The 12,212-nt window shown below is 37.0% G+C and carries 12 protein-coding genes; 1 reads left to right on the top strand and 11 read right to left on the bottom strand.

Annotated elements, in window-relative coordinates:
- Window positions 1–31 precede the first annotated feature (31 nt).
- The 3 genes from KH364_RS02880 to KH364_RS02870 are packed head-to-tail and all read right to left on the bottom strand — an operon-like array spanning window position 32 to window position 2,128.
- The gene (locus KH364_RS02880; protein WP_273298504.1) at window positions 32–1,093 is read right to left on the bottom strand and encodes a protein arginine kinase; all 1,062 of its coding nucleotides are present in this window, start codon (window positions 1,091–1,093) and stop codon (window positions 32–34) included.
- A gap of 9 nt (window positions 1,094–1,102) precedes the next feature.
- The gene (locus KH364_RS02875; protein ID WP_024062236.1) at window positions 1,103–1,642 is read right to left on the bottom strand and encodes a UvrB/UvrC motif-containing protein; all 540 of its coding nucleotides are present in this window, start codon (window positions 1,640–1,642) and stop codon (window positions 1,103–1,105) included.
- 6 nt (window positions 1,643–1,648) lie between these two features.
- Window positions 1,649–2,128: a CtsR family transcriptional regulator gene (locus KH364_RS02870; RefSeq protein ID WP_054747582.1), complete on the bottom strand. Its 480-nt coding sequence runs from the start codon at window positions 2,126–2,128 to the stop codon at window positions 1,649–1,651.
- A 341-nt stretch (window positions 2,129–2,469) separates the two neighbouring features.
- Here KH364_RS02870 and KH364_RS02865 point away from each other — a divergent pair, with 341 nt between their 5' ends.
- The gene (locus tag KH364_RS02865) at window positions 2,470–2,976 is read left to right on the top strand and encodes an S-adenosylmethionine decarboxylase (protein WP_009351352.1); all 507 of its coding nucleotides are present in this window, start codon (window positions 2,470–2,472) and stop codon (window positions 2,974–2,976) included.
- Window positions 2,977–3,067: 91 nt separating this feature from the next.
- Here the strand turns inward: KH364_RS02865 and KH364_RS02860 are convergent, their stop codons facing one another.
- The 8 genes from KH364_RS02860 to groL all read right to left on the bottom strand — a co-directional run bounded on the left by KH364_RS02860 (window position 3,068) and on the right by groL (window position 12,132).
- A complete protein-coding gene (locus KH364_RS02860; RefSeq protein ID WP_273298499.1) occupies window positions 3,068–3,751 on the bottom strand; it encodes an HAD hydrolase-like protein in 684 nt (227 codons plus the stop codon).
- A gap of 1 nt (window position 3,752) precedes the next feature.
- Complete coding sequence (gene sufU / locus KH364_RS02855; RefSeq protein WP_009351377.1) at window positions 3,753–4,178, bottom strand: Fe-S cluster assembly sulfur transfer protein SufU; 426 nt, start codon at window positions 4,176–4,178, stop codon at window positions 3,753–3,755.
- A 13-nt stretch (window positions 4,179–4,191) separates the two neighbouring features.
- A complete protein-coding gene (locus KH364_RS02850) occupies window positions 4,192–5,421 on the bottom strand; it encodes a SufS family cysteine desulfurase (protein ID WP_009351384.1) in 1,230 nt (409 codons plus the stop codon).
- Between the two features lie 11 nt (window positions 5,422–5,432).
- Window positions 5,433–6,479, bottom strand: a complete 1,047-nt coding sequence (locus tag KH364_RS02845) for a SufD family Fe-S cluster assembly protein (protein ID WP_273298498.1) — start codon at window positions 6,477–6,479, stop codon at window positions 5,433–5,435.
- Between the two features lie 9 nt (window positions 6,480–6,488).
- Window positions 6,489–7,898, bottom strand: coding sequence for a Fe-S cluster assembly protein SufB (gene sufB / locus KH364_RS02840; RefSeq protein WP_009351348.1), 1,410 nt, complete (start codon window positions 7,896–7,898; stop codon window positions 6,489–6,491).
- Between the two features lie 8 nt (window positions 7,899–7,906).
- Window positions 7,907–8,650: a Fe-S cluster assembly ATPase SufC gene (sufC, locus tag KH364_RS02835; protein ID WP_009351391.1), complete on the bottom strand. Its 744-nt coding sequence runs from the start codon at window positions 8,648–8,650 to the stop codon at window positions 7,907–7,909.
- Between the two features lie 293 nt (window positions 8,651–8,943).
- Window positions 8,944–10,200, bottom strand: a complete 1,257-nt coding sequence (locus KH364_RS02830) for a diaminopimelate decarboxylase (RefSeq protein ID WP_273298497.1) — start codon at window positions 10,198–10,200, stop codon at window positions 8,944–8,946.
- Window positions 10,201–10,506: 306 nt separating this feature from the next.
- A complete protein-coding gene (gene groL / locus KH364_RS02825) occupies window positions 10,507–12,132 on the bottom strand; it encodes a chaperonin GroEL (RefSeq protein WP_105082038.1) in 1,626 nt (541 codons plus the stop codon).
- Window positions 12,133–12,212 lie beyond the last annotated feature (80 nt).

Raw genomic sequence — 12,212 nt, 5'->3', positions numbered from 1 at the left:
GAATATCAATTGAGTATTTGTGAAATTTATACTATTTTGAAAGTTTTTGACGTATTACTTTAGCTCGATAGCTATCGCGATCGGCCTCTGTTAAATCTTCATTACCTAAATATTTAGTAAGGAAATTAGGTCGAGTTATGGCCACCAACTCATTAAAGGTATCATTTCCCCAAGGTGGTAAAATATCTAAATCTACGCCTAATTGAATATCGCTTAGTTTTGTTAATGCTTCTTTACCATTAACACGGCGCGCGTATTGTAGAACGCCGTAGGATCGCCACAGAACATCTTCTAAACCTTCTTTATCATTATGTAATAAAGATTGACGAGATTTACGCTCTTCTGCAATTATGCCTTCTACAATCTTGGTTAATTGCTCAATCGTTGCTTCTTCACTTATCCCCATAGTACGTTGATTTGAAATTTGGTAAATAGCGCCTAAAGCCTCGGAGCCTTCACCGTACAAACCTCGTACAGAGTATCCTAATTGAATTATGCTACGAATGAGTCGTGTAATTCGCCCAGACATAGTTAAGGCCGGCAAGTGTAACATTACAGATGCTCTCAATCCGGTTCCTACATTAGTAGGGCATGCCGTCAAATAACCAAAGCGTTCATCAAAAGCATAGGGATGCTTTGCCTCAATAGCCTTATCGATTTGCACTGCATGGTCATAAGCCTGTTGCAATTGAAGTCCAGAAGCCATTGATTGGATCCGTAAGTGATCCTCTTCATTCACCATAATTACAATGGATGCATCATCAGATACAACCAGGTTACGATATGGTAATTTTTCTTCAAGAGCAGGGCTCATTAAGTGTTTCTCTACTAATACAGCCCTCTCACTTTGACTTAACTGCTCTAGACTAATATTGGAATATTGATGTCCGTCTGCATCTTTCAAAGGATGCAGCAATCCTCTAGATATTGCATTCACTTTTTCTAAAGCAGATGTATCATTACGATTTGTAAATAATAGGCCATCAAAATTTCGAGCCAAACGAATACGACTAGAGATTACAATGTGATCTGTCGCTTCTGTATCGTGGCGTAACCACTGACTTAAAGGAGAGTCCAATATAGTATCTAACATAAGAACCTCCTACTCTTTACCGCCATCGATAATGGCTTCTAATTCTTTAATTTTATCTCTTAAGATAGCAGCCTCTTCAAATTTTTCAGCTTGAACTGCTGTATCTAATTGATGACGCAATCGCTTCACTTCATATTTAGCTTTAAACACATTAGTTCCACGACTAGGTACAGTTCCTTCATATTCAGAACTCCCTTGAATACGTTGTAATAAGGGATCTATTTCACTATTAAAAGTCTCATAACATTGACCGCAGCCAAACTTACCTACTCGATTAAATTCGTCATAAGTAATACCACACTGAGGACATCTCTTAGATTGATGAGATTTTAATAAGTTATCTGGATAAACCATGTTTTTAAAAAAATCATTGGTAAAAAAGCTATTATCCCACATATCATTCATAAAAGAACTATAGGGAGATAATTTGCCCTCTTGTTGTAACTCGGTAGCACAAGTACCACAAAGATGTTGTTCCGTCTTTTGATTATTGACGATATTAGTCATATGAATGGTAGCTTCATTCTTATGGCAATGATCACATAACATCGATCATCACTCCTTCCGTAGTGTATCCACCATTGTTGCGTAAAGCTGACGAACAGCCTCATTGCGCTCTTCAATATCTACATTTTCAATCAAAGTAGCAAAAGAGTTATGCATTAATTGAGCTTCACGGCGAGTAATCTTTTCAGATTGAAGTAGTTGGAACAACGATTGATCTACATCTCGCATATCAATTAATCGTTCCACCGTATTTTGACCTTCATAAATACGATATGTTGTTACGGCAGGTAAAGAATCAGAGCTTTCTGGGTTTAGTTTTTTGATGCGAATATAACCACCTAAACCACGTCTAGATTCAACATCGAAACCGCGCTCATTAGAAAAGCGAGTACTCAATACGTAACTAATTTGGGATGGTGCACAATTTAGTTCATCAGCTAATTCGTTACGCTTTAAAATTAGCTTTTCTTGTTCTTCACGCATACGGTCCAATATAAATTTTTCTATTTTATCAGCTATCATGCTCATAAAAAACACCCCTTTAAAATATATTTACTATAGTTTTTGACTATTTGTTCTTTAATACAATTCTATTATATTTGACTATTTGACTTTAGTCAATATAAAAGTCAAACTTCATAGTACTCACATTTGACCTATTATCTACTTTTATACATTTTAAAATTAGGAAAAGCTTTATTATACCTGAGTTTTTCTATATATATTTAATAAGTCAAATTACACTAAATAGTTTTGACTTTTATTTTATTTTTTAATTCATTTTTTTAATTCATTGTTCTATAATTGGACTTAATCTTTAATTCTATGTATAATAAATGAGATATTATATTCCGAAAGAAGGTGTTATTATGGCAGAAGCATTAGGACAAGAACTGTTAATTGATTTATATTCCTGTGACGAAGATGCAATTTCATCCGCTACAGCTGTACAAGAAAGTGTAGCTACTGCATTTGATTTAGCTGAACTTGATGTTGATGAAATCAGTTGTCAGGTTATGGACGAGGAGATCGCCCTCCTTTCTGTTGCACCAGGCTTTCACTTTACATTGCACACATATCCTGCATTAGGTTATGTAGCAGTTGATTTGTACTCTTTCGAGCAATCCTTACCACTTACATTGATTATGAAAGCATTGCGTAAATCTTTCAGAGCAGAAAAGGTAAAAGCAACGAGTGTACAACGCGGTGACTTTGGCAACGAACGAGACATGAAGCCGCGTCGTAAAACTAAAATCACTACTCTTGGTCGCGTATCTCGCACAAGAATTCAACTCAAACAAACAGGCGGCAAATTGAAAAAACAAAGTGCTAAGGTTATTAAAACATTAGCTAAAAAAAGTGGCTTAAAGAAATAAAAAAAGCTAGAGGTTATGATATATATCCTATTTACTGGTTGTCCAGTAAAGGGAGTACATATCAGTTATCCTCTAGCTTTTTTATATATTATTATCTACGAACCATTAACGCTTCAAGATCGAGAACATCTGCAATTTCATCAACGTCATCACAGAGATATTCGGCATCAGCTTCTTTTAGTTCAGCTTCTGTACCATAACCATAAGTAACACCGACGGAGATACAACCAAGTTCATTGGCTGCCTCTACATCATACTTACGATCCCCAACCATGAATACCATACGATTACCATTTTCATCAGTTAATGGATGACCACAAAGTTCAAGAGCTTTTTCAAGGATTTCTTTCTTATGTAACAATCCACTTTCATAATTAGCACCAACGATTACATCAAAATAAGGTGTTAATTCAAAATGATCTAAGATATCCTTAGCATAATGTTCTGGCTTTGCCGTAGCCAAAGCAATCGTATATTGTTCAGTTTTACATTTAGCCAATAAGTCTACAATATTTGGATATACTGTATTTTCGAACTTACCAATCGTTCCATACCGTTCACGGAACTTGAAGTATGTTTCTTCAGCTTGCTCAAAAGTCATGCCACAATGTTCTTGGAAGGCATCTACCAATGGCGGCCCTAAGAACAATTGCAATGTTTCTTCATCAGGTACGTCATAGCCAAAATATTCTAAGGCAAACTTAATACTTTTTAAAATACCTTCTTGAGAGTCTGTCAAAGTACCGTCTAAGTCAAATAATATTGTCTTTTTCATATTACTTCTTTAAAGCCTCTTTTAATGTATGCCATGCAAGAACTGCACATTTAACACGAGCTGGCATGTTAGAAATATTTTGTAATGCCATAGCATCTTCTAATTGTTCTAACTCGCTTTCATCAGTAATCTCTTTCTTGATCATACCTAGGAAAACTTCAACCAAGCGTAGAGCTTCCTCTACAGATTTACCTTTGATAATATCAATCATCATAGATGCAGAAGCTTGGCTAATAGCACAACCAGAACCAGTATATGCTGCATCTTTTACAATGCCATCTACTACATTAAGTTGTAATGTTAAATCATCACCACAACTAGGGTTATGGCCATGTTCAGAAGTTGTGAATTCAGTTAACTCATGTTTATTACGTTTATCTTGGTTATGTTCCAAAATAAGTTCCGTATATAGTTGATCCATTTCCATTGATGGTAATCTCCTAATCTTTAAAGCCCATGACTGAACGAACAGTCTTCAATACTTCGAGGAAGGCATCAAGGTCTTCCTTACGAGTGTACAAGTACATACTTAAACGCGTAGATGCAGATACATTGTAGAATGCCCCTAATGGTTGCGCACAGTGGTGACCAGAGCGCACACAAATGCCTTTTGCATCTAAGATAGTTGCTACATCGTGAGGATGTACATCATCTATAGTGAAAGCAATTACACCATGCTTCTCTTTCGGATTTGTAGAACCGATTACATTAACATGCGGTAGCTCTAATAATTTAGGTAAAATGTAAGCAACCAACTCTTCTTCATACGCTTCAATCGCATCCATACCAAAGGATTCTAAATAATCGATAGCAGCATGCAAGGAAACAGCACCATCTGCATTTGGTGTACCAGCTTCAAATTTGTATGGCAATTCATTGAACGTAGCAGATTGCTCTTTTACATATTCAATCATATCGCCGCCCAATAAGAATGGAGGCATTGCTTCTAATAATTCTCTTTTACCATAGAGTACACCAATACCTTGGGATGCACACATTTTATGGCCAGAGAATACAAAGAAATCACAATCAAGTTCTTGAACGTCAATTTTTTTATGAGGTGTAGATTGAGCACCATCAAGAACGACAACAGCACCAACAGAGTGTGCTTTTTCTGTCAATTCTTTTACAGGGAACTCCATGCCCAAAACATTACTAATGTGGGCAAAAGCAACGATCTTAGTAGTTTCATCAATTTTATTGATTTCACCGTCTTTTAAATGACCGCTTTCATCAAGGTACATATATTCCAATGTAGCCCCTGTCTTTTCAGCCACATATTGCCATGTAACAAGGTTTGCGTGATGTTCAGCAACAGTAATAATGATTTTATCGCCTGCTTTAAGGTTATTAAGACCATAGCTATGGGCAATTAAATTCATAGATTCTGTCGTATTACGTGTGAATACAACCTCTTCTCGCTCACGGGCATTGATAAATTCCACTACACGATCACGAGCGTTTTCATATGCTTCAGAAGCTTCAATAGCCAAAACATGGGAACCACGATGTGGATTACCATTATGCTGAGTCATATGCTCAACTACACGATCCACTACAACTTGAGGGATTTGTGCAGTCGCACCGCTATCTAAATAGATAACGCGGTGCCCATTATGCTCTTTATGTAATATAGGAAAATCTTTATATGCTTCTGCAATAGGTCTCATAAAACGCCTCTTTAAATCTTATTACGTACAGCCGCTAATGCTGCTTCTTCAATCGTTTCATCACCAATGCGATCAATAATAGGACGAATCATAGATTCAACGATAATATGTTTAGCTTCTACTTCACTAAAGCCACGGCTCATGAGGTAGAACAATTTATTATGATCAATTTGGCCTGCACTTGCTGCATGGTTACCTACTACATTATCCTCTTTACACAACAAGAGTGGTAAAGAAATGGATTTTACAGTAGGGTCTAACAACAAGCAAGTATCTTCTTCCGCGCCTTCAGATGCAGTTGCACCATGTAGGAAATCAAGGGTACCACGGAAGGATTTTTTAGCATTGCCACTAAGAGCACCTAAGTTATGAATATCGCTGACAGATTTTTTGCCGCCATGACTCATAATCATAGAAATATCAAATTTTTGCTCTTTATTACCAAGATAAGCAATGTCGTGAATAATACGAGATTTTTTACCTACTAAATCATGATAGTAGTTCAAGATATTTTCGCTACCACCGATTTCGATATTGATATATTCAACGTCAGCGTTATCTTCTAATTTAGTGTATCGATGCTCGATATGTTGTACGTGTTCAGGTAAAAGATTTACCTTTTTCACTACAACTTTACCAGTTGCTTTAACATCATATTCGTTAAGGTAGCTTACATTAGTTACTGCATCACCAGAACCAGTAACAAAGAATTGAACTTCCAGTTCAGCACCTTCACCAACGATAAATTGGAATCGATTTGCTACGCGAGCTGTAGCATCGATGCGGATACCTACAACCTCTTTCGCATTTGCAGGAACGTTAATAGCATAACCTTCTGCTTTTTCCACCAAACCTTGAACCGCTTCTTTATTAGCGCCTTCATATTTGCCTTCTAATAATGCTGTGCCTACAGGCAATGGTGAAAGTATATTTTCATTCGCTTCAACAACGATAGATTGTACTGCTGTATCTTCTCCAGCTAGAGAGCCTACAGTATGGTTAACACGTAACCATCTGAACGTCGGTCTAGGGAGTTCATTAAATAGTAATTCGCTCATAATTCCTCCTTAACCGATAGAACCTTCTAATTCAAGATTGATTAGGTTGTTCATTTCTACTGCATATTCAAGTGGCAATTCTTTAGAGATTGGCTCTACGAAGCCACGAACAAGCATTGCACGAGCTTCTTCTTCACTGATACCACGAGTCATGAGATAGAAAATCGCTTCATCGGAAATACGACCGATTTTAGCTTCATGACCTAAGTCCACATTATCGTTTTCAACAATAATTGCTGGAATTGTATCAGATTGAGACTCAGCATCAAGCATCAAGGATTCACAAGAAACCGTTGCTTTTGAATGTTCAGCATTAGGACCAATTTTCAAAAGACCACGGTAGATAGCTGCGCCACCGGATTTAGAAATAGATTTAGAGTTTACATTACTTGTTGTATATGGTGCGTTGTGGACCACTTTACAACCTGTATCAAGGAATTGGCCTTCACCAGCGAATGTTACACCTGTAAATTCAGCATGTGCACCTTCACCGTTAAGGATACTCATTGGATACAAGCAAGATACTTTGGAGCCGAAGGAACCAGATACCCACTCAATAGTACCACCTTTACCTACAACACAACGTTTTGTATTAAGGTTGTACATATTTTTGGACCAGTTTTCAATTGTAGAATAACGCAATGTAGCATTATCTTTTACGAACAATTCAACGGCACCTGCATGAAGGTTAGATACGTCATATTTAGGCGCGGAACAACCTTCGATAAAGTGCAATTTAGCACCTTCTTCTACGATGATCATCGTATGTTCGAACTGACCAGCACCTGGTGCATTCAAGCGGAAGTAGGATTGCAATGGAATATCTACTTGTACGCCTGCTGGAACATATACGAAGGAACCACCAGACCAAACAGCACCATGAAGAGCTGCCCATTTATGGTCAGTAGGAGGAATCAATGTCATCCAGTATTTTTTTACGATTTCTTCGTGCTCATGAAGAGCTGTTTCAATATCAGTATAGATAACACCTTGTTTTACAAGGTCTTCTTGAATACTGTGATAAACAACTTCAGAGTCATACTGAGCACCAACACCAGCTAAAGATGTTTTTTCCGCTTCTGGAATACCTAAACGATCAAAAGTGCTTTTAATTTCTTCTGGAACTTCGTCCCAGTTTTCTTTCATATCTACTTTTGGCTTAACATAAGTATGGATATTAGCCATATCTAAGCCAGAAATATCAGGGATCCAGTTAGGAATGCCCATACGATTATAGATTTCAAGAGATTTCAAACGAAACTCTAGCATCCATTCCGGTTCATTTTTATTAGACCAAATCTCACGGATAATGTCTTCCGTTAAACCAGCATCAGCGATATAAGAATATTCAAAGTCATTCTTAATGTCGTAGACACCACGGTCCATATCCGCGACTTGGGTTTTCTTTCTTTCTTCCATTATGCCTCCTATGCTAATGCTTTGTATGCGTCGTAACCTTTTTCTTCGATTTCACGTACAAGAGAAGCATCACCAGTTTTAACGATTTTACCGTTGATCAATACATGAACATAGTCAGGGTTCAATTTTTGTAAGATTTGGTTGTGGTGAGTGATGATTAATACAGCGTTTTCTTCGTTGTGGAAACGTTGTACCCCTTCAGACACAATACGAACCGCATCTACGTCAAGACCGGAGTCAGTTTCGTCAAGAATAGCCAATTTAGGATTCAAAATGGACATTTGAAGAATTTCATTTTTCTTGCGTTCACCACCAGAGAAACCTTCATTAACATAACGTTGTGCATAAGATGTGTCGAAGGACAATTCATCCATCTTTTCTTTCAATTCTTTTTTGAAAGATAAAGCGCGAACGTTTTTACCAGTAATTGTGGATTTAGCTGTACGAATGAAGTTTTCTACAGTAATGCCAGGAATGGAGATTGGATGTTGGAAGGACATAAAGATACCTGCTTTCGCACGATCATTTACTGCATCTTCCGTAATATCTTTACCATCAAAAATGATAGAACCGCTATCTACTGTATATGTAGAGTTACCCATGATTGCATTGGCAAGTGTGGATTTACCAGCACCATTAGTCCCCATTACTACGTGAATTTCACCTTTATTAATTGTTAAGTCGATACCTTTTAAGATTTGTTTGTCTTCAACGGATACCTTTAAATCTTTTATCTGAAGTAATTCAGCCAAAATGTTCACTCCTTTTTATTTGTATGTACCATAGGAACATACATGCGTTATATGTAAAACGTATATACTGACACATATAAAAAGGCGGTACGCACTAACGTGAATACCGCCGTAATTCTCGCCAACTTAGCAAGTATGTGCATAACAATCTACAATTATTATACATTCTTATCTAAATGATAGCAAGATATTCCTACTAAAATATACAGGAATTAAAAGAATATCAATTATTACATATATTGATAGGTTTTATTTAATATTCATTCTCATCCTATTCGATTCTCAATATTAAATTAGAGGTTGGAAAAATCAAGAGTTCCAAACAAGTCATCATATGTTTCAGCACGACGAATTTGTGTAACAGAACCATCCTTATGTAACAATAACTCTGCAGAACGCAATTTACCATTATAGTTAAAGCCCATAGAATGACCATGCGCCCCCGTATCATGAATTATAACTCGGTCGCCCATATCAATTTTTGGTAATTCACGTTGAATAGCAAATTTATCATTATTTTCACATAAAGAACCTGTTACATCATATACATGATCCTTAGGGGCGTCTTCTTTACCCATTACAGTGATGTGATGATAAGAACCATATAATGCAGGACGCATTAAATCAGCCATACAAGAATCAAGACCGATATATTGACGATAAATGTCCTTTTTGTGAATCGCCGTAGAAACAAGGTAACCGAAAGGGCCTGTAACCATACGGCCACATTCGTAAGCTAACGCAACATCACTGAGACCATTAGCTACGAGAATTCTATTATAAGCTTCCTCTACACCCTTGCTAAGTGCCTTGAAATCTACAGGTGTTTGATCTGGCTTATAGGCAACACCTACACCACCACCAAGATCGATAAACTCAACATTGATACCAAGTTCATTTTTAATATCTACTGCTAGATTGAAGCAAAGTTCAGCAGTGCCTACTAAGCCATCAATATCAAGCTCGTTAGATACAACCATTGTGTGGATACCAAAGTGTTTTACACCTTTAGCTTGCAATTGTTTGTAAGCTTCAAAAATTTGTTCACGTGTCATACCGTATTTAGCTTCTTCAGGAAGACCGATAATTGTATTACCACCTTCTTTTAAGGAGCCGGGGTTATAACGTACGCAGAATGTATCAGGCAAAGAACCATGATTTTTTTCCAAATATTCAATATGAGTAATATCATCAAGATTGATGATAGCACCTAATTCAAGTGCTTTTTTATATTCCACATATGGTGTGTCATTAGATGTGAACATAATATCATGACCTGTAATGCCCACTTTTTCACATAACAATAACTCTGCCAAGGAAGAGCAATCGGCACCTACACCAAGCTTTTGTAATACACGCATGATATATGGATTAGGAGTTGCTTTTACAGCAAAATATTGCTTAAAGCCCTTATTCCAAGAAAATGCGTTAATGAAGGATTTCATATTTTCAATGATGCCCTCTTCATCATAAATATGAAATGGAGTCGGATATTGGGCAATAATATTTTCTAATTGTTCAGCCGTAAAGGGAACTGTTTTTGTGTTCATAACAACCTCTCTACATAAATAAAAGACTCATCAAGGGATGAGACTATTATCTACATTATTATTTAAATTAGCTATATAAGCCAAAGCGATCTACATCATATAGAACCGTAGAACTGTATCTAATAATTTATTATATCAAATAAACCTAAATTAAATTCTATAGAATTATATCATAATTTGTATACAAAATCAATTTTCTCGATATTTGCATAGTTAATATAAAAATAATCCTAATGAACAGAAACCATATTATTTCTAATTCATTAGGATTATTATAGGTCTATTTATTATGCGTTAAGCAGTTGATTACATCATACCGCCCATGCCACCCATTGGAGGCATTGCTGGAACTGCAGCATTTTCTTCTACTTTGTCAGCTACGATTGTTTCAGTAGTCAATACAAGAGATGCGATAGATGCAGCATTTTGAAGAGCAGAACGAGTAACTTTAGCAGGGTCTACGATACCAGCTTTAACCATGTCGATATATTCTTCAGTCAAAGCATTGAAACCGATACCAGAGTCAGTATTTTTTACTTTTTCTACTACAACAGAACCTTCAAGACCAGCATTGTAAGCTATTTGACGAAGTGGTTCTTCTACAGCACGTTTTACAAGGTTGATACCAGTTTGAACATCACCAGTAGCTTCCAATGTATTTAATGCAGGGATGATATCGATGAATGTAGTACCACCACCAGCTACGATACCTTCTTCAACTGCAGCGCGAGTTGCATTCAATGCGTCTTCGATACGAAGTTTTTTATCTTTCATTTCAACTTCTGTAGCAGCACCTACTTCGATAACTGCAACACCACCGGACAATTTAGCAAGACGTTCTTGTAATTTTTCGCGGTCGAATTCAGAAGTTGTTTCTTCAACTTGTGCACGGATTTGATTTACGCGTTTAGCAATTACTTCTTTATCGCCTACACCGTCGATGATTGTAGTTTCATCTTTAGTAATACGTACTTGACGAGCTGTACCAAGATCTTCAAGTTCCACGGAATCAAGCTTACGGCCCATATCTTCAGTGATTACAGTACCACCAGTCAAGATTGCGATGTCTTCAAGCATAGCTTTACGACGGTCACCGAAACCAGGAGCTTTAACAGCTACAGCTTTGAATGTACCACGCAAGCGGTTAACTACTAAAGTAGCCAGTGCTTCGCCTTCTACATCTTCAGCGATGATAAGAAGTTCTTTACCTACTTTTACCACTTTTTCAAGTGTTGGCAACATATCAGCAATTGCGCTGATTTTACGGTCTGTAATCAAGATGAATGGATTATCCATAACAGCTTCCATACGATCAGGATCAGTTACCATGTAAGGAGAAATGTAGCCACGGTCGAATTGCATACCTTCTACTACATTTAATGCAGTTTGCAAGCCTTTAGATTCTTCTACAGTAATAACGCCATCGTTACCAACTTTTTCCATAGCTTCAGCAATTAAGCCACCGATTTCTTCATCAGCAGCGGATACGCTAGCAACTTGAGCGATTTCAGCTTTACCAGAAACTTTGATGGAGCGTTTTTTGATTTCTTCAACCAAAGTTTTTACAGCTGTTTCAATACCTTTTTTCAAGATCATTGGGTTTGCACCAGCTGCTACGTTACGCATACCTTCTTGAATCATAGCTTGAGCCAATACAGTTGCAGTAGTTGTACCGTCACCTGCTACGTCATTAGTTTTAGTAGCAACTTCTTTTACTAATTGTGCACCCATGTTTTCAAATGGATCTGGAAGTTCGATATCACGAGCAATAGTTACACCATCATTTGTAATTGTTGGGGAACCGAATTTTTTATCTAAAACAACATTACGACCTTTTGGACCTAATGTAACTTTTACAGCATTTGCCAATTGATCAACGCCACGACCTAAAGCGCGACGAGCTTCTTCATTAAACAAGATTTCTTTTGCCATATGTATTACCTCCTAGATAGTAACACTATCGAATGTAACGAAATATATGTGCCCTTAAGCAATATAGAATATATCATCAG

The sequence above is a fragment of the Veillonella sp. oral taxon 158 genome (assembly GCF_018376515.1).
Lineage (GTDB): Bacteria > Bacillota > Negativicutes > Veillonellales > Veillonellaceae > Veillonella > Veillonella rogosae.
This window is presented reverse-complemented; position numbering and strand designations above follow the sequence as displayed.